The organism is Tritonibacter aquimaris (assembly GCF_009617595.1).
Classification (GTDB): domain Bacteria; phylum Pseudomonadota; class Alphaproteobacteria; order Rhodobacterales; family Rhodobacteraceae; genus Epibacterium; species Epibacterium aquimaris.
The window spans coordinates 589,779-606,226 of sequence record NZ_WIXK01000001.1 but is presented as its reverse complement, the minus strand read 5'-3'; the positions used below and the strand labels follow the sequence as shown (position 1 = coordinate 606,226).

Annotated in this window: 15 protein-coding genes; 12 read left to right on the top strand and 3 right to left on the bottom strand. The window is 57.7% G+C overall.

Annotation, left to right across the window (positions count from 1 at the left end; genetic code table 11):
- Window positions 1-464 precede the first annotated feature (464 nt).
- Window positions 465-1,370 (bottom strand): LysR family transcriptional regulator, encoded by a 906-nt coding sequence (locus GG681_RS02900; RefSeq protein ID WP_153544858.1) that lies wholly within the window; start codon window positions 1,368-1,370, stop codon window positions 465-467.
- A gap of 171 nt (window positions 1,371-1,541) precedes the next feature.
- On the opposite strand from GG681_RS02900, the gene GG681_RS02895 reads away from it, so the two are divergent.
- The 12 genes from GG681_RS02895 to GG681_RS02840 all read left to right on the top strand — a co-directional run bounded on the left by GG681_RS02895 (window position 1,542) and on the right by GG681_RS02840 (window position 15,316).
- Window positions 1,542-4,961, top strand: a complete 3,420-nt coding sequence (locus GG681_RS02895; protein ID WP_153544857.1) for an indolepyruvate ferredoxin oxidoreductase family protein — start codon at window positions 1,542-1,544, stop codon at window positions 4,959-4,961.
- Between the two features lie 148 nt (window positions 4,962-5,109).
- Entirely contained in the window at window positions 5,110-6,000 is an 891-nt protein-coding gene (locus GG681_RS02890; RefSeq protein WP_408057641.1) for a lysophospholipid acyltransferase family protein, read from the top strand.
- Window positions 6,001-6,039: 39 nt separating this feature from the next.
- Complete coding sequence (locus GG681_RS02885; protein ID WP_153544855.1) at window positions 6,040-6,849, top strand: glutamate racemase; 810 nt, start codon at window positions 6,040-6,042, stop codon at window positions 6,847-6,849.
- A 69-nt stretch (window positions 6,850-6,918) separates the two neighbouring features.
- Window positions 6,919-7,947 (top strand): N-acetyl-gamma-glutamyl-phosphate reductase, encoded by a 1,029-nt coding sequence (gene argC, locus GG681_RS02880; protein ID WP_153544853.1) that lies wholly within the window; start codon window positions 6,919-6,921, stop codon window positions 7,945-7,947.
- Window positions 7,948-7,997: 50 nt separating this feature from the next.
- Entirely contained in the window at window positions 7,998-8,441 is a 444-nt protein-coding gene (ccmE, locus tag GG681_RS02875) for a cytochrome c maturation protein CcmE (RefSeq protein ID WP_153544851.1), read from the top strand.
- A 322-nt stretch (window positions 8,442-8,763) separates the two neighbouring features.
- Window positions 8,764-9,375 (top strand): holin-associated N-acetylmuramidase, encoded by a 612-nt coding sequence (locus GG681_RS02870; RefSeq protein ID WP_153544849.1) that lies wholly within the window; start codon window positions 8,764-8,766, stop codon window positions 9,373-9,375.
- Complete coding sequence (locus GG681_RS02865; protein WP_153544847.1) at window positions 9,366-9,914, top strand: holin family protein; 549 nt, start codon at window positions 9,366-9,368, stop codon at window positions 9,912-9,914. Before GG681_RS02870 ends, GG681_RS02865 begins: the two co-directional genes overlap by 10 nt.
- 137 nt (window positions 9,915-10,051) lie before the next feature.
- Window positions 10,052-12,016, top strand: a complete 1,965-nt coding sequence (locus tag GG681_RS02860) for a heme lyase CcmF/NrfE family subunit (protein WP_153544845.1) — start codon at window positions 10,052-10,054, stop codon at window positions 12,014-12,016.
- Complete coding sequence (locus GG681_RS02855; protein WP_153544843.1) at window positions 12,013-12,474, top strand: cytochrome c-type biogenesis protein; 462 nt, start codon at window positions 12,013-12,015, stop codon at window positions 12,472-12,474. The genes GG681_RS02860 and GG681_RS02855 overlap by 4 nt, the downstream gene beginning before the upstream one ends.
- A gap of 173 nt (window positions 12,475-12,647) precedes the next feature.
- The gene (locus tag GG681_RS02850; protein ID WP_153544841.1) at window positions 12,648-13,148 is read left to right on the top strand and encodes a DUF2087 domain-containing protein; all 501 of its coding nucleotides are present in this window, start codon (window positions 12,648-12,650) and stop codon (window positions 13,146-13,148) included.
- Between the two features lie 81 nt (window positions 13,149-13,229).
- Window positions 13,230-14,006, top strand: a complete 777-nt coding sequence (locus GG681_RS02845) for an enoyl-CoA hydratase-related protein (RefSeq protein ID WP_153544839.1) — start codon at window positions 13,230-13,232, stop codon at window positions 14,004-14,006.
- A gap of 137 nt (window positions 14,007-14,143) precedes the next feature.
- Window positions 14,144-15,316 carry a DegT/DnrJ/EryC1/StrS family aminotransferase gene (locus GG681_RS02840; RefSeq protein ID WP_194287125.1) on the top strand — a complete coding sequence of 391 codons (1,173 nt, stop codon included), beginning with the start codon at window positions 14,144-14,146 and terminating at the stop codon, window positions 15,314-15,316.
- Here GG681_RS02840 and GG681_RS02835 read toward each other — a convergent pair.
- Window positions 15,276-15,851, bottom strand: a complete 576-nt coding sequence (locus GG681_RS02835) for a LysE family translocator (RefSeq protein ID WP_153544835.1) — start codon at window positions 15,849-15,851, stop codon at window positions 15,276-15,278. The genes GG681_RS02840 and GG681_RS02835 overlap by 41 nt on opposite strands.
- Before the next feature lie 81 nt (window positions 15,852-15,932).
- Window positions 15,933-16,400, bottom strand: coding sequence for a hypothetical protein (locus tag GG681_RS02830; protein ID WP_153544833.1), 468 nt, complete (start codon window positions 16,398-16,400; stop codon window positions 15,933-15,935).
- Between the last annotated feature and the right edge of the window lie 48 nt (window positions 16,401-16,448).

Genomic DNA, 16,448 nt, shown 5'->3' with positions numbered 1-16,448 from the left:
GCTGCGATTGGAAAAGCCAAAAGAGCATTTTCAAGCCCTATCCATGCATCAGCTGCTGTTTCAGCCCAAGATTCGCAGCTCAAAATTGATATCGCCGCGCGAAACTCCCACAAAGAGTGCTCGAAAATTATGCAGACCCGCCAAAAATACGCGGATTTTATCACCAAATCCCGCCGGGGCACTGGCGTTTTACTGCAAAGACTTGGATGAGAGCTTTAATTGCGCAAAAGCTAGGTAAAACACGCGCATCCCTAACGGATACAATTGCTGGCCGCGCGCGAAAAAAAAGGCCGAGCACTAAGCTCGGCCGAAGTCCAACAGGGAGGTATGAAAGTCGGCGTTCGCCGCGCCTTCATGAGTCCCATTTAGGGAGTCTCCTATATCCCTTCAAGTCTATTAATGCCGAATTTACGCAGGGCGGATATGCGCCATGTGCATGGCTCATTCAGGCTTGAAAATCGGGCTTAAAGTTTGCCCAATTCTTTCATGTGTTTGCGGTGTTCAATAATCTCACTTTGAACAAAATCCCGGAACGCAGCAACGCGGCGTGAATGGCGCAGCTCTTCGGGGTAGGCAAGGTAAACTGGCACATCTTGCACCTCATCTTGCAGATGCACCTCAACCAGGGCCGGGAAATCCTCGGTGACGTAGTCGGGCAGGATGCCAATGCCCAGATCATGCACCACCGCCTGCAGCACACCAAAATAGTTGTTCACGTTCAGCAGTGACGCGGGATTATGCACCATCAGCCGTTTGATCATCAACGCGGCCGCGCCCACCTGCGACGCATGGGGGTTCTGACAGATCAGTCGGTGATCTTTCATATCCTCAGGTTTGAGCGGGGTGCCATGATTTTCCAGATAGCTTTCAGACGCATACATCTGCATCTTTACCGTCATCAGTCGCTTGCGGATCAGATCCGCCTGGCTTGGCTCTTTCATGCGAATGGCCACATCGGCCTCGCGCATCGGCAGATCCAGCACCCGTTCTTCCAGCATCAGATCGATGTTGAGGTTGGGATAGATCTCATAAAGTTTGGTCAGACGCGGCGCGAGCCACAGCGTGCCAAAGCCAAAGGTGGTGGTGACGCGCAGTTGGCCAAACACTTCTTCTTCGCTGTCGCGAATACGTGCCGCCGCCGCTTCGAGGCGCTGGCTCATGGAGCCGGTGGCCTCAAACAGCAATTCGCCCTGCTCAGTAAGAATCAATCCCCGCGCATGGCGGTGAAACAAAGTTGCGTTCAACCGCTCTTCAAGCGCACGGATCTGACGGCTTACAGCCGATTGAGACAAATTCAGCTTGTCTCCGGCATGGGTCAAACTGCCTGCATCTGCAACAGCGTGAAAAATCCGTAACTTATCCCAATCCATGGCGCGCTCGTTTTGTGTTGTTGTTTGCTCGAATATAGAACTTTTTGTCACCTATTTCCATTTTGTGACGGCACGTTTGCCCCGTCGTGGCGAAAAAACCTCTATTCAGGTCACATATCCTGACCCACAATGAAGATTCCAGAGGCAAGCTGATCATGTGAGGAGGATATGATGAGCCAGCAAAGGATATCACTGACTGATAAATATGATCTGAACCAATCCCCAATTCTGCTGAATGGCACCCAGGCGCTGGTGCGCTTGATGCTGATGCAAAAGGAACGTGATCGCGGCGCGGGGCTCAACACCGCCGGATTGGTAACCGGCTATCGTGGATCGCCCTTGGGCGCGGTGGATCTGCAGATGGTGCGGGCCGAACGCCAGCTCAAAGACGCGGATGTCCGATTTCAATACGGGCTGAACGAAGATCTTGCCGTCACTGCCATCTGGGGGGCGCAACAGGCCGAAGTGCGCGGGGAAGGGCGCTTTGATGGGGTGTTTGGCCTTTGGTATGGCAAGGGGCCGGGGGTGGACCGATCTGGCGATGCGCTCAGACATGCCAATATGGCGGGCTCATCCAAACACGGCGGCGTGCTGGTGGCAATGGGCGATGATCACACCGGCGAAAGCTCATCTGTGCTGCATCAATCCGAATGGTCTTTGCTGGATTGCTACCTGCCGATTGTCAGCCCCGCTGGGGTGCAGGAAATACTGGATTACGGCATCTACGGCTATGCGCTGTCACGGTTTTCCGGCCTTTGGGTCGGCCTCAAAACCATGAAAGACACGATCGAGGTCACCTCGGTTGTGGATGGTGATCCAGAGCGCATGAAACTCATCACGCCTGAATTTGACATGCCTGCAGATGGGCTCAACATTCGGCTGGATGATGATCGGTTCCGCCAGGAAGACCGCATTATTGAATACAAACGTTTCGCGGCTGAGGCGTTTTCCCATGCCAATAAAATGGATCGCCGCCACTGGGGCAAACCCGGTGCCAAAATCGGTCTGGTTGCTGCGGGTAAAAACTGGCTCGATCTGACCCATGCGCTCAAGCTTTTGAATATTGATGAAACCATGGCCGAACGGCTGGGGATCACCACCTACAAGGTGGGGCAGGTCTGGCCGATGGATATGAAAGGTTTTCACGACTGGGCCGAAGGGCTCGATCTGATCATTGTGGTCGAAGAAAAGCGCAAACTGATCGAGATCCAGATCAAGGAAGCCATCTTTGATGATCGCCGTGGCCGCCGGGTTTATGGCTGGTACAAAGGCGGCGCGGGCACCATGCACCGCGAAGAGCTGTTTCCCACCAAATTCGCGCTTGATCCCATTATGATTGCTGAAAAACTCGGCGCGATTTTCGCCGAAGAAGGCCGCGATACTGAGGCCATTCAAGCCGGGCTTGCCACCTTGCATGAAGCACGGCGCGCCGATAACGCCCGCGAAATCACCAGCCGCACGCCTTATTTCTGCTCGGGCTGTCCGCACAACAGTTCAACCCGCGTGCCCGATGGCAGCCGCGCTTATGCGGGCATTGGCTGTCACTTTATGGCGCAGTGGATGGATCGTTCTACTCTGGGCTTTACCCATATGGGCGCGGAAGGCGCGAATTGGATTGGCGAAGCGCCGTTTTCCAACCGCACCCATGTGTTTCAAAATCTGGGTGATGGCACCTACAATCACTCCGGCATTCTGGCGATCCGCGCCGCTTTGGCCGAAGGCACCAGTATCACCTATAAGATCCTCTATAATGATGCGGTGGCGATGACCGGTGGCCAGCCGGCTGAAGGCGGGCTCACCCCGTATCGCATTGCTGATGAGCTGCGCGCCATGGGCGTCAGCCGTCTGGCGGTGGTCTATGACGCCAAGGAAGATCTGGACCTGAACCGTTTCCCCAACGGTGTCAGCCTGCATGAACGCGCCGATATGATGCAGGTGCAGGAAGAGCTCGCCAGCGTAGAGGGTGTTTCGGTCCTTTTATATGTGCAGACCTGCGCCGCCGAAAAACGCCGTCGTCGCAAAAAAGGGCAGTTTCCGGACCCGGATCAGCGCGTCTTTATCAACACCGACATCTGCGAAGGCTGCGGTGATTGCGGGGTGCAATCCAATTGCGTGTCAATCGTGCCGGTCGAAACCGAACTGGGCCGCAAGCGCGCAATTGATCAATCTTCCTGCAACAAGGATTTCTCCTGCGTTGATGGGTTTTGCCCGTCCTTTGTGACGATCAAAGGCGCAAAGATCCGCAAAACCGCCACCGCCGATCTGGATCTGCCCGATCTTCCCATGCCTCAGCTTCCCACAATTAACGGCACCCATAATGTGGTGATCACCGGCGTTGGTGGCACCGGTGTTGTGACCATCGGTGCCATTCTTGCGCAGGCCGCACAAATTGATGGGCTCGGGGCCGGCATGATGGAAATGGCCGGGCTCGCCCAAAAAGGCGGCGCGGTGCATATTCATTGCCGTCTGGCAAATGACCCCGCAGATATCAGCGCAATCCGCGTGGCTACCGGCGAAGCCGATGCGCTGATTGGCGGTGATCTTGTGGTCAGCGCCGGGGCCAAAACCCTGGGCCTCACCGCGCAGGGGCGCACCGGTGCCGTGGTCAACAGCCATGAAATCGTCACCGGTGATTTCACCCGCGACCGCAGTTTCCGCATTCCGGGCGAAGAGCTGCAGCTGGCGTTGACTGCCCGCTTGCGCGAGGGTGTTGATCTGTTTGATGCTTCAGATCTGGCCCGCATCACCATGGGAGATTCGATTTACTCCAACATGATGATCTTTGGCGCCAGCTGGCAGCGCGGCCTATTGCCGATCAGCCTTGATGCGATCCATCAGGCGATCACCCTCAATGGCACCCATGTTGAACGCAACACACGCGCCTTTGATATCGGTCGCTGGGCGGTGCTGCATCCGGATGAGGCCACAGCCCTGATCACGCCGACCGTCGACAACACCCGCAAAACGCTCGCAGAGAAAATCGCCTTTCGCGCCGCACATCTGCGAGCCTACCAAGGTGCGGCCCTGTCGCGGCGCTATCTGAAGCGGCTCAACACCATCGAGGATGCAGAGCTGCGCGAAGCCGTTGCCGAGGGCTATCACAAGCTGCTGACCTATAAGGATGAATATGAGGTCGCGCGGCTATTGCTGAAAACTCGCGCACAGGCCGAAGCCGAATTCGACGGGGATCTGGAGCTGACCTACCACCTTGCGCCGCCGTTTCTGGCCAAAACCAACCACACAGGGCGCGCCAAAAAACAACGCTATGGCAAGATGTTCACCCGTTTCCTGCCGCTGCTTGCGCGGATGAAATTGCTGCGGGCAACGCCGCTGGATCTGTTTGGCTATAGCGCTGAGCGCAGGCTGGAACGACAGCTTATCCGCCAATATGAACGCGATCTCAAACGCTGGTTGCCCGATCACAGCGCCCACAATCACGACACGTTGGTGGCGCTGGCCAGGTTGCCGCTGGAGATTCGCGGCTTTGGCCCGGTCAAACTTGCCAGTGCGGCAGATGCAGCCGAAGAACGCGCAGCCCTGATTGCGGCGCTCAAACAACACAGCGCCGATCTGGCTGTCGCGGCACAATAGGCACACGCGTGATAGCCTGCGTTCACCAACAGATGCATAAGTGCTGGGCAGTTCCGCTGCCTTGCCTTATGTCTGCCTCCAGCCCGCAGTTTTGAAAAAAGACCGAGACGTTTTGAAACCCGCACAGCCCCGTACAGCATCCTCAACCGTGTCCGAGATCAGCAGCAGACAAATCGCGCGTGACATCTCATACGCCCATTCCGCCGAAACCCGTTCGGGCCGGGTGTTGATCCGTATGATGGAAAACACCACCGGTCGGCTGCGACTGATCCGCCGCGCGCAAGGCTATGAAGCTGAGGTCGCCTCGGGTGAAAACTTCTGGGAAGTCATGACCGCCCGCTATGGGCTGTCGCTGAATGTGGTGGATGGCGCGCTGGCCAATATCCCGCGCGATCGCCCGGTGATCCTGATTGCCAATCACCCCTATGGCATTCTTGATGGGATGATGATGGGCTATATTCTGGCCAAGACCCGCGGTGATTTCCGCATTCTGGCGCATCAGGTGTTTCGCAAGGCCCCCGATCTTAATCAGGTGGTGTTGCCGGTTGATTTTGCCGAAACCAAAGAGGCGATGCGCACCAATCTGCAAACCCGCAAGGATGCGCTGGATCTGCTGGGCGCGGGCGGTGCCATTGGCATTTTCCCCGGCGGCACCGTCAGCACGGCCGCCACCCCGTTTTCCCATCCGATGGATCCGGGTTGGCGCAGCTTTACCGCCCGTATGATTGCCAAATCCAACGCCGTTGTGGTGCCGGTGTTTTTTGAAGGCCACACCTCGCGCCTGTTTCAGATCGCCAGCCATCTGCACAATACATTGCGCATGGGGCTGCTCATTCAGGAGTTCCGCCGCCGGGTCGATTGCCCGGTAAATGTTGTGATTGGCAAACCAATTGAACGTGATATCCTGACACCATTGTCCAAGGACGGCAAAGCAATGATGGATTTCCTGCGCAAAGCCACGTATGAGCTGTCTCCAACACCGTTGAATTCCTTGGATTACGGCTATGAATTCGAGGCCAAACACCGCCTTCGCGCCTGACGCAGAGGCAAGACTTGAGAGAGGGTAAAAGAGGGTACATTGGCAGTAGGCATCTTTGATTCCGGCTTGGGCGGGCTGACCGTCTTTAACGCGGCGCAGAAACATCTGCCGGAGGTGGAGTTTCTCTATTACGGCGACAATGCCCACGCACCTTATGGGGTGCGCGATGCAGAAGATGTGTACCAGCTGACCAAAGCGGCCGTCGAAAGCATGTGGGACAAAGGCTGCGATCTGGTGATCCTGGCCTGTAACACCGCCTCTGCGGCAGCGCTGCGCCGGATGCAGGAAAACGGCCTGCCCGAAGGCAAGCGGGTGCTGGGTGTATTTGTTCCCCTGATCGAAGCGCTGACCGAACGGGAATGGGGCGACAATTCTCCCCCGCGTGAGGTCGAAGTCAAACATGTGGCGCTGTTTGCCACCCCTGCAACCGTGGCCAGCCGCGCCTTTCAGCGCGAACTCGCCTTCCGCGCCATTGGTGTTGACGTCGAAGCCCAGGCCTGCGGCGGTGTGGTCGACGCGATCGAAGATGGCGATCTGATCCTGGCCGAAGCCTTGGTGCGCAGCCATGTGGATGCGCTGATGCGCAAAATGCCCGCGCCTGAGGCGGCGATTTTGGGCTGCACCCATTACCCGCTGATGGAAGAGATCTTCCAAAAGGCGCTTGGTGACAGCGTCAAAGTCTACAGCCAGGGCGATTTGGTGGCCGACAGTCTTGGCGATTATCTCACCCGCCACCCGGATATGCTTGGCTCTGGCGAGGGTGGTTTTTACACCACCGGCGATCCTGCGCGTGTCAGCGCCCGCGCGACCCAGTTTTTGCGACGAGAAATCAATTTTCAATCCGCCTAAGGGCGATTTCTCAAACGCATCTCTGCGGCGATCTGCGCCGCAGCCACCCCTTTCAGACAGAGTGACGACATGACCCATAATGTGGCTATTCTTGGCGCATCCGGCTACACCGGCGCCGAATTGGTACGGCTGATTTCTCAGCACCCTTCCATCAAAATCGCAGCCCTCGCAGCCGAGCGTAAAGCCGGGCTGGAAATGGCAGAGGTCTTTCCGCATCTGCGTCACCTTGATTTGCCAACCCTTTGCAAAATCGGCGAAATCGATTTTTCAAAAATCGATCTGTGTTTCTGTGCGCTGCCGCATAAAACCAGCCAGGAAGTGATCAGCGCGCTGCCCAAAGATCTGAAAATCGTTGATCTTTCGGCTGATTTCCGTCTGCGGGACCCGGATGAATATGAAAAATGGTACGGCAACCCCCATGCGGCCGTGGAGCTGCAAGGTGACGCGGTCTATGGGTTGACCGAATTTTACCGTGAGGAAATCAAAGCCGCGCGGCTTGTGGCGGGCACCGGCTGTAATGCGGCCACCGGCCAGTTCGTTCTGCGCCCCTTGATTGCGGCGGGTGTGATTGATCTGGATGAAATCATCCTCGATCTGAAATGCGCCGTCTCTGGCGCGGGCCGTGCGCTTAAGGAAAATCTGCTGCATGCGGAACTGTCCGAGGGCTATCACGCCTATGCGGTGGGCGGCACCCACCGGCATCTGGGTGAATTTGACCAGGAATTTTCCAAAATTGCAGGCCGGCCGGTGAAGATCCAATTCACCCCACATCTGGTGCCTGCAAACCGCGGCATCCTGGCCACAACCTACGTCAAAGGCAACGCCGAAGAGATCCATAAGACATTCGCGCAAGCCTATGAAAGCGAACCCTTTATTGAACTTCTGCCCCTGGGTGAAGCGCCATCAACCCGCCACATTCGCGGGTCGAACTTCTGCCACATTGGTGTGGTCGCTGACCGCATTGAGGGCCGTGCAATTGTGATTGCGGCACTGGATAACCTGACAAAAGGTAGCAGTGGCCAGGCCTTGCAGAATGCGAACCTCATGTTAGGTGAAGAGGAGACAGCAGGTCTGATGATGGCCCCGCTGTTCCCCTAAACCAACCAAGAGGCGAGCGCGCCAGCTGAGGGCACGCTCGGTCCAGGCAGATGAAGACGCTCAAGAAACAACGACGCATTCAGGTGATTGCCGCCGCCACCGTGGCGCTGGTTTTGGCCACCGGGTTGATTGGCTATGCGATGCGGGATGGGATTAATTTCTTCCGCTCGCCCAGCCAGGTGATGGAAGAGCCGCCATCGCCTTCTGAGGTGTTTCGCATTGGCGGGCTGGTCGAAGAGGGCAGCCTGGTGCGCGGCGAAGGCCATGAGGTGCGATTTTCCGTGACCGATGGTGGTGCCACGGTGCAGGTGGTGTTTTCCGGCGTGCTGCCCGATCTTTTTGAAGAGAACCAGGGCATGGTGGGCACCGGGCGTTATATTGATGGCGTGTTTGAAGCCAGCGAAATCCTCGCCAAACATGATGAGACCTATATGCCCAAAGAGGTGGTCGACGCGCTGAAAGAGCAGGGCGTCTATCAAGAACACGACAGCTAAGCCGGGGCAGGTTTTGCCACACCTGTTTCACCCAGTATCAAAGGGCGAGGTGCTCCCGCCCCAAAGACGCCGCCCCAGATAAATCTGGGACGGCGTTTTGCCTTGGGCCGCGCGCCGCGCCTTGCGCGGCGCCACCCCCAACTGGACCAGTGTCGCAGACACGCACAGGCGGGAGAGCCTCCGCCAATGCAACAGGGCGCACCGCCTGAAACATTAGATATTCCAATGCTATAGACCACGCGTTGCCGGACCTGCGCGCGCGCCGGTTCACTTCTGTTAAACCCATACTGCCAGCCTGTTCCCAAGCAAAAGGAGCAGAGCCATGCAACATATCTACGACATTGCCCGCGATATCATTGCCCGCGAAGGCGGTTATGTGAACGATGCGGATGATCCCGGCGGGGCCACCAAATACGGCGTTACCCTTGCCACTCTGAAACGCTACGGCCACGATAAAACCGGCGATGGGCGCATTGATCATCACGATCTCAAACTGCTCGAAAAACGCGACGCGCTTCGTATTTTTGTTGATCACTACTACAAGGCCCCGCGCATCGATCTGCTGCCCGCAGAAATTCAGGACAGCGTTTTTGATATGAGCGTCAACGCAGGCCGCAATGCGGTGCGTATTCTGCAAAGGGTGCTGGTGCAGATGGGCTATGCGCTTAAGGTGGATGGCCGCATTGGTCCCAAAACCACACGCGCCTGTCGCGCCGCCGCGGATGTGAATGTGTCCGCCCTACGCGACGCTTATGGGATTGCGCGGCGCAACTATTACTTTGCCATTGGCGATCGTAGGCCCAGCTCGCGCAAATATGTCCGCAGTCGCACGGGGCGCAAAGGTGGCTGGATCAAACGCTCAGAAGAGTTCATCTCAAAGCGCTACCACCTTAGCACGGCAGAATTTAACGCACGGGTGGCACCATGGGGATGATACAGACGCTGTTTGGCATGTTGTTTGGCGGCGGCCGCAATGTGATCCGCGACACTGCCACCGTTTTTGGCGAAAACGCCGATGATGCCGCTGCCCGCAGTCAAGAGCTGCGCCTGGCCGCATTGGCGCAGATGGGGGCTGAACTGCAGCTGAGCAACAAGACCCATTTTGATCGCTTTATTGATGGGCTCAACCGATTGCCACGCCCGTTGATGGCCTTTGGCACCCTTGGTCTGCTGGTTGCGGCAATGGTGGATCCGATCTGGTTTGCCGCCCGTATGCAAGGGGTCGCCCTGGTGCCCGAGCCCTTGTGGTGGCTCTTGGGGGTGATTGTCACCTTTTACTTTGGCGCGCGCCATCAGCTGAAATCGCAGGATTATCACCGCGACCTGAGCCGCAGCCTCGCACGGCTGCCGCAGGTGGTGGAAAACCTGCATGAAATCACAACCCTGAACGAGCATCCCGCGCGCATTCCCGACCGGCAGGGCCGCAACCCGGCGCTGGAAGACTGGCATCAAAGCCGCGTGAGAAACTCATGAACAGGGGCGCGAAAGCCATGGTAAAACAAGTATTTCCGCTACAGCATTTTCACGAATGCGTACCTGCGACCAACTGCGCAGGGGCAGGCGACCTAAGGCCCATTGGCGTGGCTCACACAAGGGCGTATACACGATCTATGATTACAGAGCTCGGCCACTTTTCACTGATCCTAGCCTTCCTGATCGCCATTGTGCAAATGGTGGTGCCTCTTGTGGGGGCGCATAAACGCTGGCCTGGCTGGATGGCCATGGCGGAACCGGCGGCGCAGGCGCAATTTGCCTTTGTGGCGTTTTCCTTTGGCGCGTTGATGTGGGGTTTCATTACCTCGGATTTTTCCATCAATATCGTGATGCAAAACAGCCATTCGGCGAAACCGATGCTTTATAAGATCTCGGGCACCTGGGGCAACCACGAGGGCTCGATGCATCTGTGGGTGCTGATTGTGGCGCTGTTTGGCGCAACCGCTGCGGTGTTTGGCGGCGGGCTGCCACCGACGCTTAAGGCCCGAGTGCTGGCAGTGCAGGCGGCAATCGGCGTGGCGTTTTACAGCTTTATCCTGTTCACCTCAAACCCGTTCACCCGGCTGGCCTATCCGCCAATGGATGGGCAGGATCTCAATCCGCTGCTGCAGGATCCCGGCTTGGCGTTTCACCCGCCGTTTCTCTATCTGGGTTATGTTGGGCTTTCGATGGCGTTTTCCTTTGCGGTGGCCGCGCTGATTGAAGGCCGGGTTGATGCCGCCTGGGGGCGCTGGGTGCGGCCCTGGACGTTGGCCGCGTGGATTTTCCTTACCATTGGTATCGGGCTTGGATCCTGGTGGGCTTATTATGAATTGGGCTGGGGTGGGTTCTGGTTCTGGGATCCGGTTGAAAACGCATCCTTCATGCCCTGGCTTTTGGCTGCAGCCTTGCTGCATTCGGCGATTGTGGTGGAAAAGCGTGAAGCGCTCAAAAGCTGGACCATCCTTTTGGCGATCCTTGCCTTTGGCTTTTCGCTGATCGGCACCTTTATTGTGCGCTCAGGCCTGCTGACCTCGGTACATGCTTTTGCCACCGATCCTGAACGCGGCATCTTCATTCTGGTGATCATTTTTGTGTTCACCGGCGGTGCGCTGACGCTGTTTGCCATGCGTGCGCAGGCAATGGAGGCCAAAGGCGTCTTTGGGCTGGTCAGCCGTGAAAGCGGGCTGGTGGTGAACAATATTCTGCTCGCAGTCAGCTGTTTTGTTGTGTTCTTTGGCACGCTTTGGCCTGTGGTGGCGGAAATGGCATTTGGTCGCAAACTCTCGGTTGGGGCGCCATTTTTCAATATGGCTTTCACCCCGTTTATGGTCGGGCTTGGCCTGGTGATGCCCATCGGGGCGATGCTGCCGTGGAAACGTGGCAAGCTGGGTCGCACCTGCTGGCAGCTGCGCTATGTGTTTGCACTGGCGGTTGCGCTGATGCTGCTGGCGTTTACGCTGCAAAGCGGGCGTTCCATGCTGGGGCCGATTGGGCTGTTTCTCGGCAGTTGGATGGTGATGGGAGCCTTTGCCGATCTGTGGCTGCGCAGCAAATCCGGCAATCGTTTGGACCGTATTTTGCGCCTGCCGCGTGCCGATTGGGGCAAGGCGGTGGCGCATTCCGGCCTTGGCATCACCATCTTTGCCATTGCGGGCCTCACGGCCTGGGAGCGCGAAGACATTCGTGTGGCGCAGATGAATGAACCCTTTGATGTGGGGGCCTATACGCTGGTGCTGCAGGGCGTCAGCCGCGACCGTGGCCCCAACTATTTTGCCACCCGCGCCAAGGTTGAGGTCACGCGCAACGGTCGCGCGGTGACCACGCTCTATCCGGAAAAACGCGACTATCCGGTGGCGCGTATGCCCACCACCGAGGCGGCCATTGATTACCAGTTCCTGCGTGACATCTATGTGGTGATTGGCGATCAGCAAAAAGACGGCGGCTGGACCATGCGCACCTATATCAAACCGCTGGCCAACTGGATCTGGGGCGGCTGTTTGCTGATGGCCCTTGGTGGCCTTCTCAGCCTGTCGGATCGCCGTTTCCGCGTTGCAGCGGGTGCGCGCAAAACCAAAGCAAGCGGGGTTCCGGCGGAATGAAACATCTGATGCTCATGGCTGCTTTGATCACATCGCTCAGCCTGCCTGCATGGGCGGTGGAACCGGATGAGGTGCTGGATGATCCCGCGCTTGAGGCACGGGCGCGGATCTTGTCAAAAGATTTGCGCTGTCTGGTCTGTCGCAATGAAAGCATCGATGAATCAAACGCCGAACTGGCGCGCGATCTGCGTCTGGTGCTGCGCGAACGTCTGGTGGCGGGTGACAGCGATACTGAGGCGATGGAGTACCTCGTCAACCGCTACGGCGAATATGTGCTGCTGCGCCCCACGGTCAGTGGCGCAAACTGGATGCTTTGGGCCGCTGGGCCGATCATGCTGCTGATTGCGCTTGGCATTGGGGGCAGCTTTATCCGCAGCCGCTCCAAGGCCCCCGCCAAAAGCGAAGAAGCCCTGAGTGAGGACGAAAAAGCACGGCTGAAGGCGATTTTGGACGAATGATTGCCAGCCTGGGCGCGCCTTGGTATACGGGCCGTGGTCCGCAGTTCACCAAGGCTCCGCCAATTGCTAAACCTGCGTTTTATTATCTTTCCTGACGTGTCTTCGGATACCCCGGGATAAGGGCGGACATCCTGACCATTCAAATGGGCCGTGGTATCACGAGGAGAATGAACATGTCTCGGGATGTGATCCAGCTGAACATCAGTGATCTGTCGCAATTTACCAAAACCCTGCGCAAGGAAATCGACGCAGACGCCAGCCACAGCGAAATGCTTTCGCATGTGGCGCGGGCGGCGGGTTATCGCAATTATCAACACCTGCGGGCGCGCAACACACCGGTGCCCAAAGCCAATGACAAACAGGTCGCGCGCGCTTTGCGCTATTTCAGCGAAGAGGGCCATTGGTTGCAGTGGCCCCATAAACGCGGGGTGCGGGAGCTGTGTTGTTGGGTGGTCTGGGCGGCGATCCCACCACGCCAGAACTTTACCGAGCGCGAAATCAGCGCGCTGATTGATACCGAAACCGCCTTTCGCGATGCGGCGCAGATCCGGCGCGCGCTGGTGGAACTGGGCGCGATGGAGCGTAATCTGGATGGCAGCGTCTATCGCCGTATTGAACGCCCCTTGCCGCCAGAAGCCGCAGCCCTGATCCGGGCGGTGAAGGCGCGACGCTAGGTTATCCTTTGCAATTGCCGGGATTTGGGGCCAGCCTGAACCCCGGCATTGCATTTGGCATAGCGCATTGGAAGGGGTGGTATGGAGTATCGCACGATTAAAATCGAGCACATCGGCGGCTTGCTGGTTCTGACCTTGAACCGGCCGGACAAGATGAATGCGCTCAATACGGCGATGCGCGCTGAAATCACCCATCTGTTGCAGCATCTGCCCGAAGATCTGCGCGCGCTGGTGATCACCGGCGCGGGGGATGCGTTTTGTTCTGGTCAGGATCTGGGGGACGCGCGCAATGCCCATGACATCGATATCGAACGGGTGCTGCGCGACGAATATATGCCCATGTTAACCGCGCTGATGGCGCTGGAGATCCCGGTGCTGGCGGCGGTAAACGGCGCGGCGGCGGGTGCGGGGGCCAATCTGGCGCTGGCCTGTGATGTGGTGATTGCAGCGCAATCTGCGTTTTTTTCACAGGCGTTCAGCCGGATCGGGCTGATGCCTGATCTTGGCGGCAGCTGGGTGATGCCGCGCAAAGTGGGAATGGCGCGTGCCATGGGGGCGGCTTTGTTTGCAGAGCGGATCCCCGCGCCACAGGCGGCCCAATGGGGCATGATCTATGAGGCGGTGGGCGATGACAGTTTTGACGCCCATTGGCGTGGGCGGGCCGCCCAGCTTGCAGCGGGGCCAAGCTGCGCTTTTCGCGCCATCAAACAGGCGCTGCGCGCCAGTGCGAGCAATGATCTGGCAGCGCAGCTTGATCTTGAGGCGCACCTGCAGGGGGAACTTGGCAAAAGCCGTGATTTCCTTGAAGGGATCAGCGCATTTCTCGACAAACGTGCACCAAATTTCGAAGGCCGATAACCGAACGTTAGCGTAAATTCGCTATCTCTGGTTGCAACTTTGGATCAGCCTTCCCATCCCTTTGCCGCCGTAGACTATGCGGGCGGTCTACAGTCTTGGGGCTAGGGGTCCGTTATGCTGGCCCCAAGGGTATGCCTATGAAAATCAATTATTTGGAGCAAGATATGTATGTGATCCGCAGACCTCCGGTAACATTGGCAGGCGAAGCGATCACACAGGAAGATCGGGATGCTTTGGCGCAGTGGATTGCCGAGGGTGGCAATTTGCAAGGTGACGCAGAGCTGTGCCTGTTTGAGACCGCACTGGCACAATGGTTGGGCGCGCGCCATGTGGTGATGGTAAATTCTGGCGCATCCGCCAATCTGCTGATGCTGAACGCGCTAAAGCCACGGTTGCGCAACCGGCGGGTGGTACTGGCCGAACTTGGCCGGGCATCCACAATTGCGCCGCTGATGCAGCTGGGGTTTGATCCTTATCTTTGTCCCTGCGATCCAGAGGCGCTGTCGCCGGATCTGGCCGCGCTTGAGGCGCTGTTTCGGCGTGAACGGCCAGCGCTGTTGCTGATGCATCATATTCTGGGTGTACCCGGTGATATGGAGGCGGTTGCAGCACTTTGCGCGCGCCATGATGTGGTGCTGCTGGAGGATGCGCGCGACGCGCTTGGCGGGCAGTTTGGCGGGCGGCTGCTGGGCCGGTTTGGCACCGCTGCAAGCTATTCACTGCGTCGGGTGCTGGGCTGTCTGGACGGGGGTGTTGTGGTCAGCGATGACGCCGAGCTGGTGAAAACAATGCGCCGGCTGCGCGGCACGCCGGTGGGAACGCGCGCAGATCGGGCGCAGGCGGGTGATTTTGATCAGGCAGGCTTTTCTATGCACGCGGGCGAAATCACCGCGTTTCTGGGCAATCTGAAACTGGGCCGGATCGAGCAAGAAGCAGCGCGGCGCAGTGAAAACCACGCGATCTATCAACGGGAATTGGCACGCTATTATCAGCAGAAAAATGATCAGGCAGTGATCTGCGGCTCTGGCTTTGGCACCTTGGTGGCGAACCCGGATGAAACGGCAGAATTTCTGCGCCAGAACCGGATCGAGAGCCAGCCAATGCTGACCCGCCATATTGCGCAGCTGCCGTTCTGGCAGCAAAAATACGGCGCAACCGCAGCCGCAACCCAGATGGAGCGTTGCGGCATGGTGCTGCCGCTGCATGGCGGGTTGGATGCGGTGGAGATTGTGCGCATTGCCGAGCTGTTCAAACAGGTGGCGCAGCCGATTATGCCAGCAGCATCCACAGCGCAATCAGTGCAAGCATAACGCCAAAGCCGATATTGAGTTCGCGATCCGCGCGTTGAAACAGCGCCGCCATCTGCGCGCCGGCCAGCGTCCAGAGGCTAAAGGCAAGCAGATTGTTGAGCGTAAAAACAGTGGTGATCAGCACCACCTGCGTAAGCGCAACCTCAGTGCCAAGAAACTGGGTGAACATCAGAGCAATAATCACATAGGCCTTGGGGTTCAGCATCAACAAGATCACCCCATCCCAAAACCCGGCAACACGGGCGGTGAGATCCGGGTTAAACGCGCCCGCGCGCAGGAATTTCCTTGCGAGATAAAAGACATAGCCCGCACCGATGAATTTCAGGACCTGAAACAACGCGGGCTGCTGCGCCAGTATGCCATAGGCGCCCAATCCAATGGCCGCCGTCACCAGCCAGGTCGCCAGATGATAGCCAAGGTTTGCGCGCAAGGTCGCCCGAAAGCCAAACCGCGCCCCATTGGCGGCAAAGAACATATTGCCGGGGCCGGGGCTATAGGCGAGGGGAAACAGAAAGATCAACAAAGACAGCAGCATAGAAATTCCTCGGGTGGTGCACAGCTGCAGGGATAGAGCTGATCCATACAGCTGCGCGACCCGGTTTCTGCGCAATCGCCCTTAGCGGGGATCTGGCAGTCTGCGTTCGGGGGCTTCATCGGCGGTTTGGTAAGCCAGATGGGTTGCCCCGTCGTTGATTTCGGAAAACGTACCAAGGTAGGTGAGGCCCTCATATTTCGGTTCCGCAACGGCGGCGCGGCGTTCACTGCATTTGGCCGCTGCATCATCAAATTCAAGCGGGGAGAGGCGGAAGGCGATACAGCCATTTTGCCCTTCGTCGAGAATATAAAGATCCCCGGCCCGATAAAGGTTTGAACCACGCCACCAACCGGTATCAGCGGCAAGCTCACGCGTGATCTGGGTGTTGTCATGGCTGATGGTCAAGGTGCGGTGCCAGTCGCTTTGCAGGCTGAACATGCTGCGCAAAGCCATATTCACATGCAGACCATTGCCAAGCGCAACAGAGGCGGATTGTTCAGAGCCACAGCCGCTGAGAGTGAGGATCAGAGGGAGGAGAAAAAAACGCATAAAAAACCTCAGAATTCGATACGTCCTTGAGATAGGAACACAGAGGCC